The organism is Frigidibacter sp. SD6-1, assembly GCF_030143255.1.
Classification (GTDB): Bacteria; Pseudomonadota; Alphaproteobacteria; order Rhodobacterales; family Rhodobacteraceae; genus TMP-24.
The window spans coordinates 862,821-885,489 of record NZ_JARJNR010000001.1 but is presented as its reverse complement, the minus strand read 5'-3'; the positions used below and the strand labels follow the sequence as shown (position 1 = coordinate 885,489).

Annotated in this window: 18 protein-coding genes; 5 read left to right on the top strand and 13 right to left on the bottom strand. The window is 64.9% G+C overall.

Annotation, left to right across the window (positions count from 1 at the left end):
• Positions 1 to 11: 11 nt before the first annotated feature.
• Positions 12 to 764: a class II aldolase and adducin N-terminal domain-containing protein gene (locus tag P0645_RS04260; RefSeq protein ID WP_284163311.1), complete on the top strand. Its 753-nt coding sequence runs from the start codon at positions 12 to 14 to the stop codon at positions 762 to 764.
• A gap of 4 nt (positions 765 to 768) precedes the next feature.
• Here P0645_RS04260 and P0645_RS04255 read toward each other — a convergent pair whose 3' ends face one another.
• Positions 769 to 1,602 (bottom strand): alkaline phosphatase family protein, encoded by an 834-nt coding sequence (locus P0645_RS04255; protein ID WP_284163310.1) that lies wholly within the window; start codon positions 1,600 to 1,602, stop codon positions 769 to 771.
• A gap of 64 nt (positions 1,603 to 1,666) precedes the next feature.
• Between P0645_RS04255 and P0645_RS04250 the strand changes: the two genes are divergently transcribed.
• On the top strand, positions 1,667 to 1,885 hold the full coding sequence (locus tag P0645_RS04250) for an N-(5'-phosphoribosyl)anthranilate isomerase (protein WP_284163309.1): 219 nt from the start codon (positions 1,667 to 1,669) through the stop codon (positions 1,883 to 1,885).
• Positions 1,886 to 1,959: 74 nt separating this feature from the next.
• Here the strand turns inward: P0645_RS04250 and P0645_RS04245 are convergent, their stop codons facing one another.
• The 6 genes from P0645_RS04245 to P0645_RS04220 form a co-directional block, all read right to left on the bottom strand.
• Positions 1,960 to 3,600, bottom strand: coding sequence for an ABC transporter ATP-binding protein (locus P0645_RS04245; protein ID WP_284163371.1), 1,641 nt, complete (start codon positions 3,598 to 3,600; stop codon positions 1,960 to 1,962).
• A gap of 1 nt (position 3,601) precedes the next feature.
• Positions 3,602 to 4,435: an ABC transporter permease gene (locus P0645_RS04240; RefSeq protein ID WP_284163308.1), complete on the bottom strand. Its 834-nt coding sequence runs from the start codon at positions 4,433 to 4,435 to the stop codon at positions 3,602 to 3,604.
• Entirely contained in the window at positions 4,432 to 5,388 is a 957-nt protein-coding gene (locus tag P0645_RS04235; protein ID WP_284163307.1) for an ABC transporter permease, read from the bottom strand. Before P0645_RS04235 ends, P0645_RS04240 begins: the two co-directional genes overlap by 4 nt.
• Before the next feature lie 304 nt (positions 5,389 to 5,692).
• Positions 5,693 to 7,279, bottom strand: a complete 1,587-nt coding sequence (locus P0645_RS04230) for an ABC transporter substrate-binding protein (protein WP_284163306.1) — start codon at positions 7,277 to 7,279, stop codon at positions 5,693 to 5,695.
• Positions 7,280 to 7,374: 95 nt separating this feature from the next.
• Complete coding sequence (locus tag P0645_RS04225; protein WP_284163305.1) at positions 7,375 to 9,369, bottom strand: CocE/NonD family hydrolase; 1,995 nt, start codon at positions 9,367 to 9,369, stop codon at positions 7,375 to 7,377.
• Positions 9,366 to 10,259: a LysR substrate-binding domain-containing protein gene (locus tag P0645_RS04220; RefSeq protein WP_284163304.1), complete on the bottom strand. Its 894-nt coding sequence runs from the start codon at positions 10,257 to 10,259 to the stop codon at positions 9,366 to 9,368. Before P0645_RS04220 ends, P0645_RS04225 begins: the two co-directional genes overlap by 4 nt.
• A 95-nt stretch (positions 10,260 to 10,354) precedes the next feature.
• Between P0645_RS04220 and betC the strand changes: the two genes are divergently transcribed.
• On the top strand, positions 10,355 to 11,857 hold the full coding sequence (gene betC, locus P0645_RS04215) for a choline-sulfatase (RefSeq protein WP_284163303.1): 1,503 nt from the start codon (positions 10,355 to 10,357) through the stop codon (positions 11,855 to 11,857).
• Between the two features lie 121 nt (positions 11,858 to 11,978).
• Here betC and P0645_RS04210 read toward each other — a convergent pair whose 3' ends face one another.
• The 6 genes from P0645_RS04210 to bcoG form a co-directional block, all read right to left on the bottom strand.
• Positions 11,979 to 12,782: a carnitinyl-CoA dehydratase gene (locus P0645_RS04210; protein ID WP_284163302.1), complete on the bottom strand. Its 804-nt coding sequence runs from the start codon at positions 12,780 to 12,782 to the stop codon at positions 11,979 to 11,981.
• Positions 12,783 to 12,785: 3 nt separating this feature from the next.
• Positions 12,786 to 14,837 (bottom strand): acetate--CoA ligase family protein, encoded by a 2,052-nt coding sequence (locus tag P0645_RS04205; protein ID WP_284163301.1) that lies wholly within the window; start codon positions 14,835 to 14,837, stop codon positions 12,786 to 12,788.
• 73 nt (positions 14,838 to 14,910) lie between these two features.
• Complete coding sequence (locus P0645_RS04200) at positions 14,911 to 16,074, bottom strand: acyl-CoA dehydrogenase family protein (RefSeq protein WP_284163300.1); 1,164 nt, start codon at positions 16,072 to 16,074, stop codon at positions 14,911 to 14,913.
• Between the two features lie 11 nt (positions 16,075 to 16,085).
• The gene (locus P0645_RS04195) at positions 16,086 to 16,838 is read right to left on the bottom strand and encodes an SDR family oxidoreductase (RefSeq protein WP_284163299.1); all 753 of its coding nucleotides are present in this window, start codon (positions 16,836 to 16,838) and stop codon (positions 16,086 to 16,088) included.
• On the bottom strand, positions 16,835 to 18,286 hold the full coding sequence (locus P0645_RS04190; RefSeq protein WP_284163298.1) for a carnitine 3-dehydrogenase: 1,452 nt from the start codon (positions 18,284 to 18,286) through the stop codon (positions 16,835 to 16,837). Before P0645_RS04190 ends, P0645_RS04195 begins: the two co-directional genes overlap by 4 nt.
• 68 nt (positions 18,287 to 18,354) lie before the next feature.
• On the bottom strand, positions 18,355 to 19,272 hold the full coding sequence (gene bcoG / locus P0645_RS04185; protein ID WP_284163297.1) for a 3-dehydrocarnitine:acetyl-CoA trimethylamine transferase BcoG: 918 nt from the start codon (positions 19,270 to 19,272) through the stop codon (positions 18,355 to 18,357).
• Between the two features lie 307 nt (positions 19,273 to 19,579).
• Here bcoG and P0645_RS04180 point away from each other — a divergent pair, with 307 nt between their 5' ends.
• Together P0645_RS04180 and P0645_RS04175 are read left to right on the top strand one after the other, a co-directional pair.
• On the top strand, positions 19,580 to 20,575 hold the full coding sequence (locus P0645_RS04180) for a glycosyltransferase family 2 protein (protein ID WP_284163296.1): 996 nt from the start codon (positions 19,580 to 19,582) through the stop codon (positions 20,573 to 20,575).
• Positions 20,576 to 20,583: 8 nt separating this feature from the next.
• Positions 20,584 to 22,629, top strand: a complete 2,046-nt coding sequence (locus P0645_RS04175; protein ID WP_284163295.1) for a glycosyltransferase family 39 protein — start codon at positions 20,584 to 20,586, stop codon at positions 22,627 to 22,629.
• Positions 22,630 to 22,669 lie beyond the last annotated feature (40 nt).

The window sequence follows — 22,669 nt, the reverse complement described above, 5'->3', positions numbered from 1 at the left end:
AAGGAGCAAGCATGACCCAGCATGAACGACCGAACCTCAGCCATCTGGCCGAACGTACCGACCTTGCCGCCTGCTTCCGCTGGACGGCGCGTCTGAACATGCATGAGGCCGTCGCCAACCATTTCTCCTGCGCGGTGACTGCGGATGGTTCGCGCTTCCTGATGAATCCGAACGGGCGGCATTTCTCGCGCATCCGCGCCTCGGACCTGCTGGAGATCGACGCGAACGACCCCGCCACCATGGACCGTTCCGACGCGCCCGACCCGACTGCCTGGGGCCTGCATGGCTCGGTCCACCGCGCCTGCCCGCATGCGCGGGTGGTGATGCATGTCCATTCCATTCATGCGACGGTGCTGGCGAGCCTTGCGGACTCGCGCCTGCCCGCGATCGATCAGAACACCGCGATGTTCTTCGGGCGCCATGTGGTGGACGATCATTTCGGCGGCATGGCGTTCGAGGAGGAAGGCGCGCGCTGCGCGGCGATGCTTGCAGACCCGAAGATCACCACCATGGTCATGGGCAATCATGGCGTGCTGGTCATCGGCCCTACCATCGCCGAGGCTTTCCACCGGCTCTATTATTTCGAACGCGCGGCCGAGACCTATATCCGCGCCTTGCAGACCGGCAGACCGCTGCGGGTGCTGCCCGACGAAATCGCCGAAAAGACCGCCCGCGAATGGGAGAGCTACCCCGGTTTCGCCGAGGCGCATCTGAGCGAGATGAGGGCGATCCTCGACGACGAGGGCTCGGACTACCGGTCCTGAGACCTCAGAACAGGAAACTCTCGCCTTTCATGGTTTCGGGCTGCGGCACGCCGAGGCGCGCCAGCACCGTGGGCGCAAGCTGCAACTGGTCAAGCAGCACGTCGGGTGCGGGACCTTCCGCCGAACCGAAATAGTAAAGCGCGAAATCGCGCTGCGCCTCGCCGGTGCCGCCATGATGGCCGCGCCCGTCCTGACCGTGGTCGGCGGTCACGATCACCTCGTATCCGCCGCGCCGCCAGCGGTCGATGAAGGGGGCAAGTGTTGCGTCCATGGCGAAGCAGGCGTGGTCCATCGCCTCGCAATCGTGGTAGAACCGGTGCCCCATGCTGTCGAGCGTGCAGGTGTGCAGGATGCCGTAGTCGATACCCTTGACCTCGCAAAGCCGCGTCAGCGTTCCGAAAAGGTCGTAATCGGCGGGTGTCATCTGATTGTCGTGGCCATAACCCTTCATCGTATGGAAACGGCCATGGGTGATCGGCCCGCCCGGCTCGTCATATTCGATGTCGCGCACCACATCGAAAGGTGCGCGATTGAAGAATTCCGACCAGTAGCTGTGGGTGACCGCGCCGGTCTTCAGTCCGGCCTTCGTCGCCTCGGAGAATATATCGGGAAATTCGAGCCGCCTGATGTCGGCATTGTCCCAGATCCGGTGGACCTGCGGTGTCAGCCCGGTATGGATCGAGGCATAGCAAGAAGCCGAAGTCGACGGCAGGACCGAGCGCATGCGCCAGACCTGCGCCTCTCCCGCCTCGACCCAGCCTTCGAGATTGCCGAAGAGGCGGCGCCAGTTGGCGTATGGCACGCCATCGAGGACGATCAGCAGAAGTTTGTCAGGCATTGTCGGGGTCCGTTTCAGACTTCGTTAACCTTGATCTGCGAGCGTCGCTCGCATGACCGCCCCGTTGTCCACATATCAGCGCGAACGCTGGCTCGGTGAGATTTTCACATCGCAGGCCGCCCGGACGGGCGGCGTGGTCAGACGCGCGGCGCGCGACGTCGATCGCCGGATCGGGCGCCAGCTCTTCGAACTGGAAGTGCGCCGTCGCGGTTTTCACCTGCTGGAATGCGGCGGGCAGTATGTCGTCATCTGCACGCCGGGCGACCTGCGCATCGTCTGTTGAGCGGAAGAATTTTCGCGAAAATTCTTCCGGACCGAAAATTCTTCGCGAAGAATTTTCGGTGACCGGCGCTGTGCTCAATTTCCGGCGCTTTCCATCTTGCGATGTGCGATCACCTCCTCGAGCCAGCCGAGCCTGAGTTCCGGTACTGAGGAGAGAAGAAGGTCGGTGTAATCGTCGAAGGGTGGCGCCAGCACGTCGGACTTGGCGCCGTAGCGCACCACCTGCCCCTTGTACATGACCGCGATACTGTCGGCGATGGCGCGTACCGTGGCGAGGTCATGGGTGATGAAGAGGTAAGCGACCTTCTCCTGTTTCTGAAGATCGAGAAGCAGGTTCAGGATGCCTTCGGCCACCAACGGGTCTAGCGCCGATGTCACCTCGTCGCAGATGATGAGCTTGGGCCTGGCCGCGAGCGAGCGGGCGATGCAGACCCGCTGCTTCTGGCCGCCCGACAGTTCGGCCGGATAGCGGTCTGCGAAACCCTTGCCCATCTCGATCTGGTCGAGCAGTTCCTGCACCTTGCGGTCACGCTCCGACCCTTTCAGGCCGAAATAGAACTCCAGGGGCCGCCCGATGATCGTTGCGACGGTCTGGCGCGGGTTCATCGCCACGTCGGCCATCTGGTAGATCATCTGCAGTTCGCGCAGGTCTTCCTTGGTCCGCCCGGCGAGATCGTTCGACAGTTTGCGTCCGTTGAAGATCATCTGCCCGCGCATCGGCGGCAGAAGGCCGGTAATGGCGCGCGCCAGCGTCGACTTGCCCGACCCGCTTTCCCCCACCACGGCCAGCGTGTGACCGGGCTCGATCTCGACCGAGACATTCTTCAAGACGTCGATCGGCACCGAGCGGTAGCGCGCCGTCACCGCCTCGACCTTCAGGACCGGATTGCCGGCCGATGGCTTCTCGGCATGTTCGTGCGAGGCGACCGAGACAAGCGCGCGGGTATAGTCCTCGCGCGGCTTGTTGATGATCTGGTCGGTCGTCCCCCATTCCACCAGCCTGCCATGGCGCAGCACCATGATGTCGTCCGACACCTGCGCGACCACGGCAAGGTCATGGGTGATGTAAAGTGCCGCAACCCCGGTATCGCGGATCGCCTCCTTGATCGCCATCAGGACGTCGATCTGGGTCGTCACGTCAAGCGCGGTCGTCGGCTCGTCGAAGACCACGAGGTCAGGTTTGGGACAGAGCGCCATCGCCGTCATCGCCCGCTGTAGCTGGCCGCCCGAGACCTGATGGGGATAGCGGTCGCCGAACGTCTCGGGGCTCGGCAGGCCGAGCTTGCGGAAGAGGCCGACGGCCCGTGCCTCGGCCTCGGATTTCGACATGAGGCCATGGACGAGAGACGCCTCGATCACCTGTTCCATCAGACGCTTGGCGGGGTTGAACGAGGCGGCGGCGGATTGCGAGACATAGGTCACTTCCTTGCCGCGCAACTCGCGCAAGCCCTGCGCGCCACCCTTCAGGATGTCGCGGCCGTTCACGAATATCTCGCCGCCCGTTATCCTCACCCCGCCGCGCCCGTAGGCCATGGACGACAGGCCGATGGTCGATTTGCCCGCGCCCGACTCGCCGATAAGGCCAAGAACCTTGCCCTTCTCGACCGTCAGCGAAACGCCATGGACCAAAGTCATCGTCTTTGGTTTCTCGCCCGGCGGATAGACGGTCGCCTCGATCTTCAGATCGCGGATATCGAGAAGCGGTTTGTCTGCCATGTCACGCACCGCGACCTCCTTTCAGCGACGTGGTCCGGTTCAGGACCCAGTCGGCCACCAGATTGACCGAAATCGCCAGGACCGCGATGGCAATCGCCGGCACCAGCGCCGCCGAGATGCCATAGACGAGCCCGTCCTTGTTTTCCTTCACCATGCCGCCCCAGTCGGCGAGCGGCGGCTGGACGCCGAGCCCGAGGAAAGAGAGCGTGGAAATGAAGAGAACGGCGAAGATGAACCTGAGCCCCAGTTCCGCGACCAGCGGAGACAGGGCATTTGGCAGGATCTCGCGGAAGATGATCCATTTCGTCCCCTCGCCCCTGAGGCGCGCAGCCTCGACATAATCCATCACCACGATATCGACCGCGACCGCCCGGGCCAGACGGTAGACGCGGGTGGAATCCAGAAGCCCCATCACCAGGATCAGTACGGGCAGCGTCACGTTCAGGACCGACAGGATCACCAGCGCGAGGATGAGCGACGGCAGCGACATGAAAAGATCGACGAAGCGCGAGAGTGCCTGATCGACCCAGCCACCGACAACGGCCGCGGTAAAGCCCAGGATCGAGCCGGTCAGGAAGGCCACGGCCGAGGAAGCGGTCGCAAGCAGGATGGTGATCTGGCAGCCATAGATCATGCGGCTGAGAAGATCGCGGCCGATATTGTCGGTGCCGAGAAGATATTCCGACGGCTCGGACGACCAGAAGGGATTTTCCCAGACCTGGCCCACGGCCTCGTTCAGCCCGTAGGGGGCCAGCCATTGCGCGAAGATCGCGGTGAAGAAGAACGCTCCGGTCATGAAAAGACCGATGAGCGCGGACAGAGGAATGCGGCTCATTTCGGGTGCCTCAGACGCGGGTTTGCCAGGATGGAGATTACATCGGCGAAGATGTTCAGGCCGATGTAGACGGCGGCGAAGATCAGGCCGCAGGCCTGGACCACCGGAACGTCACGTTTGGTCACATGGTCGACCAGATACTGGCCCATGCCGGGATAGACGAAGACCACCTCGACGACGACGACGCCCACCACCAGATAGGCGAGGTTCAGCATGACGACGTTGACGACCGGGGCGATTGCGTTGGGGAATGCGTGGCGGGCGATGATGGTCAGGGGTCTCAGGCCCTTCAGTTCCGCCGTCTCGATATAGGCGGACTGCATCACGTTGAGGATCGCCGCCCGCGTCATCCGCATCATGTGGGCCAGAACCACCAGCACCAGCACCATGACCGGCAGCGCGATCGCATTCAGTTTCTGGGCGAAGGACATGCTGTCATAGATGGTCGAGATCGGCGAGAAGATGCGGAATTTCACCGTCAGCAGATACATCAGGATGTAACCCGCCACGAATTCCGGCAGCGAGATCGTCGCCAGCGTCACGCCGGAAATCAGTTTGTCCGGCCAGCGGTTGCGGTAACGCACCGCCAGAAGGCCGAGCCCGATGGCGAGCGGAACGGAAATCGCCGCCGCCCAGAAGGCGAGGAAAAGCGTGTTACCGAGCCGCGCGCCGATTTCGGTGGCGATATCCTTCTTGTTGGACAATGCCGTGCCGAGATCGCCCTGCAGAATGCCGCCGAGCCACTGGAAATAGCGGGTGATCGCAGGCTGGTTCAGCCCCATCTCCTCGCGCAAGTTCCTCAGCGCCGTTTCCGTGGCCGACTGGCCGAGGATTGCCTGCGCCACGTCGCCCGGCAACATCTCGGTGCCCACAAAGATGAGCACCGAAACGGCGAGGAGAAGAAGGAGGCCCAACGAGAGACGCTGGGCTATGAGTTTCACGACTGGATGCATCGTCCCCCCGGGTTTTTGATCCGGCCGACGCATCGGCCAGCCGGACAGTCTTCTTGGACCGGCCATCAGGCCAGCCAGCACTTGGTCATGCGCGGCCGTTCATCGGCTCGCCGTTCGGATCGGTTTGCCAGCCGCTGATCGCGTCGGAAACAGCTTCGACAAACTCGTTGAACAGTCCCCAGAACAATTATCTTATCCCCCGATCACGCTATTCGCATGATGAGTATTCGCAAGCCTTTTCTGCCCCGATCTGTCGCCGGATGGATTCCGCCCGGGGAAACCCCGGGCGGAAGCAGTCTGCCGGTCAGGCGAACCAGGTCTTCTGCGCGGCCCAGCCGCCCATCATCTCGGTGGTCGGGTCTTCGAGCCAGCCCGCGACCGTATCGGAATGACCGTCGATATAGTCGTTGAACATCGGCACGATGACGCCGCCATTGTCGTGCAGGATATGGCCGATCTTGCTGTACAACTCCTGGCGCTTGGCCGTATCGGTCTCGGCCCGCGCTTGCAGGATCAGCGCGTCGAATTCCGGATCCTTGAACCGGGTGTCGTTCCATTCCGCCGTCGAGAGATAGGCGGTGGAATACATCTGGTCCTGCACCGGGCGGCCGCCCCAGTAGCTGGCGCAGAAGGGCTTCACATTCCAGACATCCGACCAGTAGCCATCGTCGGGCACCTTCTTGACGACAAGCGGGATGCCCGCCTGTTCGCAGCTCGCCTGCCAGAGCGTCGCCGCATCGACCGCGCCCGGGAAGGCGCCGTCGGCCACCAGAAGCTCGATGGGGCTGCCATCGTGACCCGAGGCCTTGTAATGCTCGGCCGCCTTGGCAAGGTCAAACGGCCGCTGCTCCATGGTCTCGTCGAACAGCGGATAGGATCCGTTGATCGGAATGTCGTTGCCGACGCCGCCGTAGCCGTTGAGGATCTTGTCGACCATTTCCTGACGGTTGATCGAATATTTCAGCGCCAGACGCAGGTCGTTGTTGTCGAAGGGCGCGGTGTCGCAATGCATGATGAAGACATAGTGCCCCGGGCCGGAAATGTTGGTGACCACGACACCCGGCGTCTTCGACAGAAGCTGCGCCACCTTGGGATCGACCCGGTTGATCATATGGACCTGACCGGCCTGCAGCGCCGAGTTGCGCGCCGTCGAATCGTTGATGACGAGGATCTCGACCCCGTCGTAATGGCCGCGCGACGTATCCCAGTCGTCGGCGTTCTTCTCAAGCACATAGCGCACGCCCGCCTCGGCCGAGACGACCTTGTAGGCGCCGGTACCGATCCCCGCGGCGGGATTGTCGACGCCACCCTTCGGCTGAATGACAAGGTGATAGTCCGACAGAAGATAGGGAAGGTCGGCATTGCCGGTTTCCATCTTCATAACCACATTCTGGCCGTCGGCCGAAATGTCGCTGATGCCCTTCATGATGCCAAGCGCGCCGGACTTCGCATTCTCGTCGGAATGGCGCTTGAAGGTCGCGACCACGTCATCGACCGTCATGTCACTGCCGTCGTGGAACTTGACGCCCTGACGGATCGTGAAGGTCCATTCGGTCCCTTCGGGGTTGGACGAGAAGGCCTCGGCCAGCCGCGGCTCGATCTGGCCGTCCGGCGTGACGCGCACGATCGTGTCGCCCCAGTTACGGTTCAGCGCGAAGGGCACCTGGCTGTCGGCAAGACCCGGATCGAGCGTGTCGGTGGCTTCACCGCCGCCGAGACCCATCTTGAGGATGCCGCCCTTCTTGGGCTCTTGGGCCGAGGCGCGGCCGGTGGCCAGCGCGGTGCCCACCACGGCGGTCGCCCCGAACGCGGCGCTGCGTGTCAGAAAGCTGCGGCGGCTGAGGCCGGCGCTATCGATGAAATCCAGCAGTTTGGCCAGATCGTCCTTCATTCTCATCTCCCTGGTTTGGTTTTGTTGATTTGCGAGTCAATCATGAGCATTGACACGTTGGTTTGACAACAAAAAATGCCGCCTTGAGCAAATTTTCATAGATGCACACGCGGCACGCGATCCTCATAGTCCCGCTGGAAGACGATCGTCTCGCCCTCCCACGCCGTCAGGCGCGCCCTTGTGACGAGCGCGTCGGCGGTTGCGGTCATCTCGCCCGTGGCTTCGGTCCGGACGTTCCAGTCGCCGCGCCGCAGCCGCTGCTCCCAGCGGATCGTTGCGCGTGCCGACAAGGGGTCCTCTGGGTCGATTTCCCACCGCTCCGACATCGTCTCGCCGCTGATCAGCCCGTGGTCGAGATTTTCCCGCTCGCCGCCGTCTTCCTCGACCACCAGCGCCTGACGCCCGTTGGTCAGGTCACGCTCGATCCGCCGCGTCGCCCGCGCCTCGCGCAGGGTGCGATGGTTCCAGGGGCGCGCGCTTTCCGGTTCCGGCGGCTGCCATTCATCGCCTGTTCCGCCCGCGTGGACGGGCAATTCCAGGCTGCCTGCCGACAGCGTCAGGGTGGCGACTTCGGCCGCGGGCCAGACGAAGGGCCAGTAGGTTGTCGAAAGCGCAAGCCTCAGCCGGTGACCGGGCAACAGCCGATAGGCCATCTGGTCAAGGTCCAGCGTCACCTCCTCGGCCTTGCCCGGCACCATGGGCACCGGCGCGCCCGGATCGTGCCGGTGGCAGAGGTTCAGCATGCCATGCGCGATCCTGACCGACGATCCGTCCGGCGCCACGTCGCACAGCCGCGCAATGAGGTTGGCCCTGGGCCGGTCGGCCGACAGGGTCAGGCGCAGCCGCGCCGCGCCCATGAGATCGAGCGGCGCATCCAGCACCGCGCCATCGAAGCAGACCGAGGCCGCGTCATCCTCGCGCTGGTCGCCCGCCATTTCGGCATTCAGGCCCATGGGGAAGAACTTGCCCGCCCGCATCCCCAGATGCTGCGGCGTCGCGACATGCATGTCGAGTGCCGCCGCCGTGCCCAGTCGGCCTGGCGCCAGTCCCAAGACCTCGCGCCGGACCCGCGGCGATGGCCAGTCCGTCTCGACCAGCCAATGGCCGGGCCGATACCGCGCGCAGGCGTCCGGCGGCGCGGAATGCAGCATCCAGGTGCGGTAGGCGCCATCCGCCTCCGCCCCGTTCCCGATGTCCTTCAGCCAGCGGTCCCACCATCTGAGAGCCACCTGCAGAAAGCCGATCGCCGGCCCGGGCACGGCCTGATGGGCATATTGGTGAACCCAGGGCCCGACCAGCCCCTGCACCGGTGCGGGCACATTCTCGCACAGCGCCGCGACCGTGTTCATGTAATTGTCGGCCCAGCCGCCAACCACCATGACCGGCACGGTCATGCGGGAATAATCCTCGCAGACCGAACCGTGCTTCCAGTAATCGTCGCGCGCCTGATGGCTGGCCCAGAGCGGGGTGAGAAAGGGCTCCGCCTCCAGCCGCTTCAGCCATTCCTCCCGCCAGTCGGACCGCAGCGCCGGATCGGGCGGGCGCGAGGAATAGGACAGCATCACCATGCCCCAGCCGAAATTCTCGCCCAGAAGGCAGCCGCCCTTGAAATGGATATCGTCCGCGAAGCGGTCGGTCGTCGAGCAGACCGACAGGACGGCCTTCAACGCCGGCGGTTGCAGAAAGGCGGTCTGCAGGCAGTTGAAGCCGCCCCAGCTCTTGCCCATCATGCCGACCGCGCCGGAACACCAGGGCTGGCGCGACAGCCAGTCGATGATCTGGCAGGCGTCCGCCAGTTCCTGCTCGCTGTACTCGTCCTCCATCAGCCCGTCGCTGTCGCCGTTGCCGCGGATGTCGACGCGCACGGCCGCATAGCCGTGACCGGCGAAATAGGGATGCATCAGCTCGTCGCGGGCCAGTGTCCCGTCGCGCTTGCGATAGGGGATATATTCCAGGATCGCCGGCACCGGATCGTCGGCGGCATCCTCCGGCATCCAGACCCGCGCGGAAAGGCGCGTCCCGTCCTGCAGGACAATGCCCATGTCCGCTGTTTCCGCCACCTTGCGGGGAAAGTCCGTCCGCACCTTCATGCCGTCTCCAACTCTGTTTGCGTCGTCGCCTCGGGCACCATGCCGCGCAGCCAGTCGGCGAAGGCCGCCGCCGCCCGGCCGCCGCCCGGCCCCACTTCCAGCCAATAGCCGCTGTCCTGCCGGTGCACGACCGGTCCCGCCGCCACAAGCGATCCATCCCTGAGGAAGGGCTCGACGAGAGGCAGCCAGCCAAGCGCCACGCCCTGCCCGGCCCGCGCCGCCTGCACGACAAGATCATAGGTATTCAGCCTGAGGTCTCCCCGCCCCGGTCGGGCTGTCTGCCCCCGATCGGCGAACCAGCCATCCCAATCCAGCCAGGGCGCATCGGTCCTTGCCTGCAGATGCAGAAGCGTCGCCCCGTCGAGCCCCGGGCGCGCTGCCGGATGGCCGGGCGCGCAAACCGGCATGGCGCGCTCCTCGATCAAGAGCCGTGCGTCCGCCGTCACCGCACCCTTGCGCGCAAACCGCACCGCCACCTCGCCCACGCGCGGCGCCATCGGCGCCTGCGAGGCGATGACCTGCAGCTCCAATCCCGGATGGGCCTCGCGGAACGCACCCAGATTAGGCAGAAGCCATAGGGATGCGAAACCGAAATCGGTCGTGACGCGCAAGATCTCGTCGCGCCCCATGACCGCGATCTCATCGACAGCCGCTTCAACCCGGACCAGCGAAGGCTCTGCCGCCCGCCACAGGATCTCGCCCGCAGCCGTCAACCGGCAGCCGCCCGGTGACCGATGAAAAAGCGCGCGCCCAAGGCCCGCCTCGATCCGCCTGAGTTGCGTGCTGACCGCAGGCTGGCTCATGCCAAGCGCGTCCCCCGCGCCGGTAAGCGTTCCCGCCCGCACGATCGCCGCGACAAGGTCAAGCGCTCCGAGGTCGAGCTTTTCCATAATCCCTGCTTATGATGCCCATTATGATTCAAGGGCTTTTCGCCGCACACTATATGCGCTCTGAATGATATGGCCAGAGAAAAAGGAGGCTTGCGATGCCGCGCCCGAATATCCTGATCCTGATGGTCGATCAGCTGAACGGCACATTCTTTCCCGATGGCCCGGCCGACTGGCTGCATGCGCCCAATCTCAGGCGCCTCGCCGACCGCTCGGCACGCTTTTCGACCTGCTACACCGCCTCGCCGCTTTGCGCGCCGGGCCGCGCCTCGTTCATGTCGGGGCAGCTGCCCTCGAAGACCCGCGTCTACGACAATGCCGCCGAATTCGCCTCGGACATCCCGACCTATGCCCACCACCTCAGGCGCGCGGGCTATCAGACCGCATTGTCGGGCAAGATGCATTTCGTCGGGCCCGACCAACTGCACGGGTTCGAGGAACGGCTGACGACCGACATCTACCCGGCCGATTTCGGCTGGACCCCCGACTACCGCAAGCCCGGCGAGCGCATCGACTGGTGGTATCACAATCTGGGCAGCGTGACCGGGGCGGGCGTGGCCGAGATCACCAACCAGTATGAATATGACGACGATGTCGCCTTCCATGCCTGCCAGAAACTCTACGACCTGTCGCGCGGCGCCGACCCCCGCCCCTGGTGCCTGACCGTCAGCTTCACCCATCCGCACGATCCCTACGTCGCGCGCCGCAGATATTGGGACCTCTACGAGGATTGCCCGCACCTCGCCGCCCCCGAACCCATACCCTACGAGGCGATGGATCCCCATTCGCAGCGGCTGATGGATGCCTGCGACTGGCGCGGGCTCGAGGTCACGCCTGCCCATGTCGAACGCGCCCGGCGCGGCTATTTCGCCAATATCAGCTATATCGACGACAAGCTGGGCGAAATTCTCGACGTGCTCGATGCCACCCGGCAAGAGGCGGTGATCCTCTTCACCTCCGACCATGGCGACATGCTGGGCGAGCGGGGCCTGTGGTTCAAGATGAACTTCTTCGAAGGATCGGCCCGGGTGCCCCTGATGATCGCCGCACCGGGGATCGCGGCGGGCAGTGTCGCAACACCGGTCTCGACCCTCGACGTGACCCCGACCCTCGCCGCATTCGCCGGCCTCTCGCTCGACGAGGTCGCGCCCTGGACGGCGGGCGAAAACCTTATGCCGGTCGCGGCCGGTGGCGCGCGCGCTCCAGTGCCCATGGAATATGCAGCGGAAGGCTCCATCGCTCCGCTCGTCGCCTTGCGCGACGGCCCCTGGAAATACATCCGCTGCGCGGCCGATCCCGAGATGCTCTTCAACCTCGACGACGACCCCGCCGAACGGACGAACCGCGCCGCCGACCCCGCCGCCGCCCCGGCACTCGCGCGGCTGCGCGCGCAGGCCGACGCGCGCTGGGATCTCGCCCGCTTCGACGAGGAGGTCCGCCAAAGCCAGGCCCGCCGCTGGGTTGTCTATGAAGCGCTCAGGAACGGCGCCTACTTCCCCTGGGATTACCAGCCGCTCCGCGCCGCCTCGGAACGATACATGCGCAACCACATGGACCTAAATGTTCTCGAAGACTCCAAACGCTTTCCCCGTGGGGAATGATGCAGACTTCAATGCCTCCGGCGGGGATATCTGGACCACGCTGAAGCCCGCCCTTTTCATCTTGGCTCAAATACCTCACGGGGGTGCGGGGGTGTGAAACCCCCGCTCGCGTTCGCAAGCGTCACCGCCCCTTCCAGACAGGATCCCGCTTTTCGGCAAAGGCCCGCGCCCCCTCCAGCTGGTCTTCCGAGGAATAAAGCCTGTCGACCGTCGGCATCTGCCGCTTGGTGATCCGGTTCAGCGCATCCTGGAAACGCATGTTCTCGGCCTCGCGCACCACCTCCTTGATCGCCGCATAGACCAGGGGCGGCCCGCTTTCGAGCAAGCGCGCCAGCGCCCAGGCCTTGGGCAGCAGCTCTTCCTTCGTCGTGATCTCCTTCACGATCCCCCAGCGATGCGCTTCCTCGGCATCGAACCAGCGCCCGGTCAGAAGCAGGTCCATCGCCACATGATAGGGGATGCGCTTGGGCAGCTTGATCGAGGCGGCATCGGCCACGGTGCCGGACCGGATCTCGGGCAACGCGAAGGTCGCATTGTCGGAACAGAGGATCAGGTCGGCCGAGAGGGCAAGCTCCAGCCCGCCGCCGCAGCAGATGCCGTTCACCGCCGCGATCACCGGCTTGTTGAGATTGGGCAGTTCCTGCAACCCGCCAAAGCCGCCCACGCCGTAATCGCCATCGACGGCATCGCCCTCGGCCGCGGCCTTCAGGTCCCAGCCCGGGCAAAAGAACTTCTCCCCCGCCGCGCGCAGGATGCAGACCCGCAAGCTGTCATCGTCACGGAAGTCGCGGAAGACCAGCCCCATCACCCGGCTGGTCGCGAGGCTGATCGCATTGGCCTTGCCCGCCTCCAGCGTCACTTCGAGGATCGCCCCCTCCCGCCGGGTCCTGACCGGCCCTTCGGTCCGCATCTGCATCTCAGCCATCTCTCACGCCTTTCGTATCAAAGCATCGACCGCCACCGCCCGGTCGGGCGTCGCGATCAGCGGGTTCACATCCAGTTCCTGAAGCCCCGGCTCCGCCGCCGCATAGGCGGCAATCGCCTGCACGGCGCGAACGATCGCACTCATGTCTGCGGCAGGCGCGCCCCGCCAGCCGGCCAGCAGCTTCGCCACCTTCAGTCTGCCAAGCGCCACCCGGATGTCATCATCCGTCGCCGGCAGCAGGATCGAGGAGGTATCGGCCAGCAATTCGGCCATCACGCCGCCCGCGCCAAGCGTCAGCATCATCAGCCCGGTCGGATCGCGGGTCACGCCGACCAGCAGTTCGGCAACCGCCCCCGTCACCATTTCCTCGGCCAGATAGCCGGTCGCGCCCGCCATCGCCCGCGCCGCGTCCGCGGCCTCGCCAGCCGAACCGATGTTCAGCCGCACGGCCCCCGCCTCGGTCTTGTGGGCGATCCCCTGCCCTTTCACCGCCAGGGGCACCCTCAGGCCCGCCGCCGCCGCGCCAAGCGCCTCGGGCGTCGCCGCCGTCACCGCCTGCGGCACGTCAAGCCCGTGCAGCGCAAGCGCCGCCTTGGCCTCGGCTTCGGACAAAACCGTGCCATCCCGGGATGCCCCGCGCAGCAACACAGGCGCTGCAACCGGGCGCGCCCTCAGCCGCCCCGCCCGGATCGCCGCGTCGATGGCCTCAAGCCCCTCGACCATGCCGAACAGCGCAACCACGCCCGCCGTCGCGAATTCCGCCGCAAGATCCTCGGTCAGATTCTCGGGCATCGAGACGAGCACCGCCGCCCGCGCTCCCGTCCGCCGCGCCGCCCCGATGATCGCATCGACCGCGCAGCGATAGCCTGCCTGCGAACAACGATCCGGGCGCGGCAGATCCAGCACGAAGACACAAAGTGCGCGCTCTTCGTCCAGAACCGCCGCGAAACAGTCGGTCATCCGGTCCGTGTCGCCCCAGATGAACGTGTGATAGTCAAGCGGGTTCGCCACCGTCACGATCGGCCCGAGGATCGCGTTCAGCCTGGCCTTGCCCGCAGCCGAAAAGGCCGGCCAGTCGATCGCCGTCCCCAGCGCGCAATCGGCCATCAGGCTCGCCTCGCCACCCGAACAGCTGACCGACCCGATGCCCGCATCCCCAAGCGGACCGCCGAAGTGCAAAAGCTTCAGCGTTTCCAGGAAGGTGGTCAGCGATCTTACCTCGACCATCCCCAGCCGTTCGATCAAGGCCGACGAGGCCGCAGCCCCCCCGGCAAGCGAGGCAGTATGGGTCATGGTCGCCGCCTGCGCCGCCTCCGAATGGCCCGACTTCAGCACGACCACCGGCTTGCCCTTCTCCCGCGCCAGCGCCGCCAGCGCCTCGAAGGCGCGGATATCGCCGAAGCCTTCGATATGAAGGCCAAGGGCGGTGACACGGGGATCGTCCAGCGCCATCATCCCCAATTCCGACAGCGAGGTCTGCGCCTGGTTCCCGGCGGTCAGCACATAGGCAATCGGCAGGCCGCGCGCCTGCATCGTCATGTTGATCGCCATGTTCGAGGATTGCCCGACGATGGCGATGCCGCTCTCGACCGTCAGCCCGCCATGCTGGTCGGGCCAGAAGGTCACATTGTCGAGGTAATTCAGAAACCCATAGCAGTTCGGCCCGACGATCGGCATGTCACCCGCCGCCGCCACCAGTTCGGCCTGCAGATCGGCGCCGCCCGTGCCCTCGGCCTCGCTCTCGGCAAAGCCGGAGGCAAAGCAGGTCGCGCCCCCCGCCCCCATCGCCGACAAACGCGCAACCACCCCGACCGAGGCCTCGCGGTTCACGCCCACAAAGGCCGCGTCCGGCGCACCCGGCAGATCGTCGATCGACGCGAAACAGGGCACGCCCAGAATATCGGCGCGCCTGGGGTTGACCGGCCAGATCGGCCCGTCAAAGCCCGACTTCTGCAATTGCGCCACGACATTGGTCACCCAGCCCCCGCCGAAAAGCGCAATCGACTTCGGCCTGAAAAGCCGCCCCAGATCACGCCGTGCCATCTTGTCGCTCATGTCTTTCATCTTGGCTCAAATACCTTCGGGGGGTCCGGGGGGCAGACAGCCCCCCGGCCTTTGCCCCGGAAACTCACGCCCCGAGCGGGCGCAGCAACTCCCGGCTGATGATATGCCGCTGGATCTCGCTCGTCCCCTCCCAGATCCGCTCGACCCGCGCATCGCGCCAGATCCGCTCCAGCGGCAGTTCGTCCATCAGCCCCATGCCGCCATGGATCTGGATCGCCTCGTCGGCGATCATCGCCAGCACTTCGGTCGCCTTCAGTTTGGCCATCGACATGTCGGCCTCGGTCACCGAACCCTGATCATATTTCCAGGCGGCCTCCCGCGTCAGCAGCTCGGCTGCCTTAAGTTCCATCGCCATGTCCGCGAGTTTGAAGGAAATTCCCTGAAACTTGCCGATCTTCTGGCCGAACTGTTCCCGCTCCGCCGCGTAGGAAATCGCATGCCCCAACGCCCGTTCCGCCCGCCCGAGGCAGGTCGAGGCAACCTGCAGACGCGTCGCCCCCAGCCAGGAATTCGCGACCTCGAACCCCCTGTGCACTTCGCCCAGGATCTGGCGCTTGTTCAGGCGGCAATCGTCGAATTCGAGGACCGCGTTCGTATAACCCCGGTGCGATACGTTCCGGTAACCGTCGCGCACGGTGAAACCCTTCGTCCCCTTATCGACGAAGAAGGCGGTGATCTTCTTCTTCACTCCGCGCGGCGTCTCTTCCTCGCCGGTCGCCATGAAGACGATGGCAAAGCCCGCGATGTCAGCATGGCTGATGAAGTGCTTGGTTCCATTGAGAATCCAGTCGTCGCCGTCCTGCCGGGCCGAGGCCCTCATCCCCCTGAGGTCCGACCCCGCTCCGGGCTCGGTCATCGCAAGGCAATCCCATGTCTCGCCCCGGATGCAGGGGTGAAGGTACTGCTGGCGCTGTTCCTCGTTCCCGGCCAGAAGGATGTTCGACGGCCGCGCCACGCAAGTCCAGTGCAGCGCATAATTGGCCCGCCCCAGTTCCTTCTCGTAAAGCAGCCACTGCAGCGTATCGAGGCCCGCGCCCCCAAACTCCGCTGGCATGTTCGCCGCGTAAAGCCCCGCCTCGATTGCCTTCTTCTGGACCTCCCTGATCAGGTCCAGAGGCAGGCGACCCGTCCGCTCGACCGTCATCTCATGCGGGTAGAGCTCATTCTCGACGAAGGCCCGCGTCGTGTCGACGATCATCTGCTGTTCTTCGGTCAATCCGAAATGCATCGCTTTTCTCCTTACGGATCAACGTTGTAGGTCATGCCATCGACGGCAAGCGCCTGACCCGAGATCATGCGCGCCGCGTCCGAGGCGAGGAAAAGCGCCATGTCGGCCACATCCTCGGGGTCGGACAGCCGCTTCAGCGCCGTGCCGGCCGCATAGCCCTGCCGCACCGCCTCCGGCGTCATCCCCTTGGCTTCCGCCTCGGCCTCGATCACCCGGTCGATACGCGGGCCGTTGACCGAACCCGGGCATATGGCGTTCGCGCGGATGCCGAAGGGGCCAAGCTCCATCGCCACGGTCTTCATCAGCCCGATCACCGCCCATTTCGCCGCCACATAGGGCGCGCGGAAGGGTGTACCGTAGAGCCCGGAGGTCGAGGAAGTGAAAATCATCACCCCCGCCCCCCGGGCCTTCATCAGGGGGGCCGCATGCTTTGCCGCCAGCATTGCGCCATCCAGGTTCACGGCAAGGCACTGGTGCCAGCCGTCCAGCGGCATATCCTCGATCGGGGCCGTCGGCCCCTTGATCCCGGCGTTCGAACAAAGAACATCAAGGCCACCCCATTCGGCGCTGATTTCTTTGAACAATGTCGCCATCTGGCCCTCGTTGGCCGCGTCGCAGACACTGGCCCGGATGGGGGCCGGAACCGCAGCAACAGCCGCGGCGTCCACATCCGTCACCCAGACCCGGTCGCCCGCGGCCGCGAAGGCCTGCGCCATCACCAGCCCGATACCGTTCGCGCCCGCTGTGATGAGGACCCGCCTCACTTGCGCTGCCCGCAGAACCGGCCCGCGTCCTTCGGCAGGGGAAGCGCCTTGTGCGCCTCGGCGATGGGCATGAGCTTGGCCAGAACCTCCGGCGCTGCCGGGCAGGTCTTGCCCGCCTTCATGTCGACATGCAGAAGCATCTGTTCGAGGCTCGCCACGACCTCGTCGCCACGGGCAATGCGGATGAAGACATGAAGCCGCTTCTCGTCGGCATGCAGCACCTGCACCGAACCCGTAAGCCGGTCGCCAAGCTTCGCCTCACCAAGGTGCATGATATGCGTCTCGGCCGTATAATAGCTGTGGCCACCCGCGACATAGTCCATGTCGGCGCCGATCAACCTGAGGAAATTGTCGGAAGTCTCTGACGACGCGAACAAATACCGGCTCTCCGTCATGTGGCCGTTATAGTCGATCCAACCGGGCAGGACCTGCATGTGGGCCATCGCCAACGGCTCTGGCTTCGGCGGCGCGGGCAGTTTGGCGGCAAGCATCCTGTCATGCTCCTTCAGCACCTTCCCCGCGCCCCAGTTGCGATCTTTCAGGACCCGCATGAAACCGATGAGGTTCGAATCCCGGATCCGTTCCAGTTCGCGGATTGTGTGATGGCCAGATTGTTCGTCGGACTGGCCGGCGATCAGATCGACCAGTTCGTCATTGAATTCGGGCACATCCATGAGCTTGGTCCAGGGCCAGGTCAGGCAGGGGCCGAACTGGGCGAGGAAATGCTTCATGCCCGCTTCGCCGCCGGCAATGCGGTAGGTCTCGAATAGGCCCATCTGGCCCCAGCGCAGGCCGAAGCCCATGCGGATCGCCTCGTCTATCTCCTCGGTCGTGGCGACGCCGTCCTTCACCAGCCACAGCGCCTCGCGCCAGACGGCTTCGAGGAAACGGTCGGCGATATGGGCATCGATTTCCTTCCTTACATGCAGCGGGAACATGCCGATCTCGCGAAGGATTTCCTTTGCTTTTTCAATCACCTGAGCGTCGGACTTCGCGCTTGGAACCACTTCGGCCAGCGGCAGAAGGTAGACCGGATTGAACGGGTGGGCGACGAAGATCACCGAAGGATCGGCGGCATTTTCCTGAAGCTCCGAGGGCTTGAAACCCGAGGTCGAAGAGCCGATCGGAACGCCGTGCGAGGACTGCTGGATCTGGGCGAAGACGCGATGCTTCAACTCGATCCGTTCGGAGACGGATTCCTGAATATAGTCAGCACCTTCCACGGCTTCGGTGATCGTGCCGCAAAAGCTGATCCGGCCTTCCGGCGGCAACGGAACGTCCGAGAGCGCGGGCAAGGCGGCGCGGGCGTTCGCCAGCACCTCGCCGATCTTGCGTTCGGCCTGTGGATCGGGGTCGAAGACCGCCACGTCCCAGCCATTGAGCAGAAACCGCGCGGCCCAACCGCCGCCGATGACCCCGCCGCCGATGATTGCCGCTTTCCTTGCCATATCCGTTCCTACCCGTCTGTTTTCCGTCCCGCCCGCGTCGGGCAGCCGTCCCGACAGCGTCCCGACAATCAGCGCGCGCGCGGCGCCCGCTTGGTCAGCCCCAGCCGCGCCCGTACCTCGTCTGGCCCGATCACCCGCGCGCCCATGGTCTCGATGATCGTCACCGCCCGTTCGACAAGCTGGGCGTTGGTCGCGAGCTGCCCCTTGCCGAGCCAGAGGTTGTCCTCGAGCCCGACGCGGACATTGCCGCCCGCCAGAACGGCGGCGGCGACATAGGCCATCTGGTCGCGGCCGAGCGAGAAGGCCGACCAGTTCCAGTCGGCGGGCACATTGTTGACCATCGCCATGAAGGTGTTGAGGTCGTTCGGCGCCCCCCACGGCACGCCCATGCAAAGCTGGACCAGCGCGGGGGATTTCAGGACGCCCTCTTTCACCAGTTCCTTCGCGAACCACAGGTGCCCGGTGTCGAACGCCTCGATCTCCGGCAACACGCCGACCGCCGTCATCATGCCGCCCATCGCGCGCAGCATGCCGGGCGTGTTGGTCATCACATAATCGGCCTCGGCGAAGTTCATCGTGCCGCAGTCGAGCGTGCAGATTTCCGGCAGGCAGTCGACGACATGCTCCATCCGGTTCGTCGCACCGCCCATGTCGGTGCCCCTGGGGTTCAGGGGCAGCGGGTTTTCGACGTCGCCGAACACCATGTCGCCGCCCATGCCGGCGGTCAGGTTCAGGACGACGTCGGTCGCGCTGTCGCGGATGCGTTCGGTGACTTCGCGGTAGAGCTTCGGATCGCGAGAGGGTTTGCCACTTTCGGGATCGCGAACGTGGCAATGGACGATGGCGGCACCGGCCTTGGCCGCGTCAATCGCGGATTTCGCAATCTGTTCGGGCGAGCGCGGCACATGCGGGCTGCGGTCCTGGGTGCCACCCGATCCGGTGACGGCGCAGGTGATGAAGACGTCGCGGTTCATGGCAAGCGGCATGGAATCCTCCTCGTTTTGCGGAAGGATAGCTGAGGAATCGGCGGACACTCACCGGAAAACGAATGGTTCTAGACAGATTGCGCAAGTTTCAACCGATCGGAGCGGAGCGCAAACAGGCACGCGGCCCCGCGTCGCATTCCTGTGCCAGAGTGACAATTTCGCTCTGTGACGCCGAAGCGCGCGTTTTCGGCAACAATTGTCGCCTGAGTGCTGTGCGCGCCGCTGACCGTGCTAGAACCGTGCAACAATAATCCCGTAGCGTTACCGAGTCGTGCCCATTTCATTTCCCGACAGATTGATGCAGCCCATGAAGAAGATCACGATCGTCTCGCCCTGCTACAATGAAGAGGACAATGTCGAAGCCTGCCACGAGACGGTCAGGGCAATCTTCGAACGCGAGCTGCCGGGGTACGAGCGCGAGCACATCTTCATCGACAATTGCTCGTCCGACCGCACGGTCGAGATCCTGAAAGGCATCGCCGCACAGGACCCGAGCGTCAAGATCGTGGTGAATGCACGGAATTTCGGCGTCTTCCGGTCGACCTTCAACGGGCTTCGCCACGCCACGGGCGATGCGACACTCGTGATGCTGCCGGTCGATCTGCAGGACCCGCCGGAGCTTTTGCCGGAATTCGTGAAGCTCTGGGAACAGGGCTATGAAATCGTGGCGGGCGCCCGGTCGACGCGGGAAGAGACGTTTGCCTTAAGAACGTCCCGCAAGATATTCTATCGTCTGGTAAATGCGCTGTCTGACTTTGAATTGAGCCCCGATGTCGGAGAGTTCCAGTTGATCGACCGCAAGGTGCTGGAAGCGGTGCTGAAGCACAATGACCATTACCCCTATATCCGCGGCATCATCGCCTCGGTCGGGTTCAAGCGGATCATCATCCCCTATACCTGGCGGGCGCGAAAGCGCGGTGTTTCGAAGCACAATCTCTTCATGCTGGTCGATCAGGCGCTGAACGCGATCTTCGCCTTCACCAAGGCGCCGATGCGGGCCTGCACCTTCGTCGGCACCGGCATCGCCGCCGCCTCGATCCTCTTCGCGCTCTTCTCGGTCGTGGCCTATCTCTTTGGCATCGGCGTCGGCCCGCGCGGGACGACGACGATCATCGTGGCCTTGTTCTTCCTCTCCGGCATCCAGCTTCTCTTCATCGGGATGCTTGGCGAATATATCACCTCGATCCACAATCAGGTGCGGGGCGGGCCGATGGTGATCGAGCGTGAGCTGGTCAATATCGGCGACGAGGGCAATGTCGAGGCGCCCCCTCAGCGGATCGCCCGGGCGAAGGCGCGGGCATGATGGCGGGGATGCGTGGTTTCGGCGCAGCCGCGATCTGGCTCGGGCTCGCTCTGATCGTCGGGGCGATCCTTGTGACAGACGAGATGTACGGGCGGCCTTCGGCGCTGATCGACCGCTGGTATTTCACCGTGGGCGGTGTGGCGGCAATCGCCTTCGGAATCTGCGCGCGGCGCGGGGCGCTGGTCTTCGGGGTCCTTGCCTTCTTCCTCGTCACCGGCGGCGCGGCGCAGCTCTATATCACCGAACCGGAATGGTTCCCGGCGATCCACCTGTCGCCCAAGAACTGGAAGGAATGGGCAACCGGGGGCGTGATCGCGGCCGAGGCGCTGGTGGCGCTTCTGGTGCTGGGGCGCGCCGGTCTGGGCCGTGTGCTGCAGACGGCAAACGAAAGGCTGGGGCTCGGGCAGATCGCGCTTTTCATCCTGATGACCGGCTTTCTGTCGGTGCCGCTTCTGGGGTACATGGCGCGGGGTGCCGCTGCCGCCTATGCCGCGCATGTGGTCGTGGGCATCGCGCTGACGCTGGTGCATTTCCTGGTCTTCGCGGCGATGAGCCAGGTGAAAAGCCCGATCAGCGGGCTTTACCGGCTGACGGCCCTTGCCCCGGCTGTGGTGGCTTTTGTCGTCAGCCTGCTTCTGTCCTTCTATGCGTTCGAGCGGATGCCGCATGTCGAGGACGAGGTCGCCTATCTTTTCCAGGCCAAGACATTCGCGGGCGGCGCGCTGACCGCCCCTGCCCCGCCGGAGGCTGCGGCGCCGGGCCTTGACTATTACCTTTTCGACCAGACCGGCGGCCGCTGGTATGCGGCAACCGCGCCGGGCTGGCCTGCCGTGCTCGCGCTTGGGGTCCTGGCGGGCGTGCCCTGGCTGATCGGGCCGGTGCTGGCGGCGCTGTCGGTTCTGCTTGGCCATGCGATCGCCCGGCGGCTTTCCGGGCGCGACGAGGCCGATCTGGTGGCGATGATGATGGCGGCTTCGCCCTGGCTGGCCGCGATGGCGGCCTCGCTGATGACCCACACGCTGACGCTCTTCCTGATGCTTCTGGCCTGGTGGCTGATCCTGAGGGCCGGCGACGGGCCGCGCGGGGCGCTGCGGCGGCTTTTCCTTGCGGGCCTCGCGATGGGCTGGATCTTCGTTACCCGGCCGCTTGACGGGCTGATTGCGGGCGGGCTGACCGGGCTCTGGCTTCTGGTTCTGGCGCCGATGGGCGGGCCGGGGCGGGCACTGATCTATGGCGCGGGTTGCGCGCTGACCGGATCGGTCGTGCTGTTCTACAATCAGCATGTCACCGGATCGGCCTTCCTGCAGCCGCTGACGCTCTACATCGACCGGCACTGGGCGCCCGGCGCCAATGCCTATGGCTTCGGGGCCGAGATCGGGCCGCCGGGCGGCTGGGGCGCGCTTGACCTCTGGCCCGGCCATTCGGCGACCGAGGGGCTGGTGAATGTGATCAACCTCGCCGCGAGCCTTGAGTTCGACATGATGGGCTGGTCGGTCGGCTCGCTGGCGCTGGTCCTCGCCTTCCTCCTCTGGCAGCGCCCGAACCGCACCGACTGGGCCATGATCGCGGTGATCGCCACGGTCGTCCTTGCCATGTATTTCTACTGGTTCGCCGACAGCTATTACATCGGCCCGCGCTACTGGTTCCTCGCCGCCTTCCCGCTTTTCTACCTGTCGGCGCGCGGCTACATGGCCTTGCGCGAACGGTTCCCCGACCGGGGCGAGGAGGCGCATGTGCAGATCGACGCGCTGTTCTGGTATGCCTGCATCTTCGGCATCTGCGTCTTCCTGCCCTGGCGGGCGGTGACGAAATACTACGAATACAACGGCTTCCATCCGACAGTGCGCGAGGATGCGGCCGATGGTCGGTTCGACGGCAAGATCGTGATCGTCGAACGGAACGGCGACATGGGATCGGCGCTGATGCTGAACGATCCCTGGCTCGGCGGCACGATCTGGCTTGCCGACGCCGAGGCACTCGACGAGGCGGCGCTTGCGGCGGCCTTCCCGGGGCGCGAGATCGTGCGCTACCGCCCGGACTGGACGGGACGGTAGCCGGATTTCGCCACGAAATCCGGACCGGACCCTTTCAAAG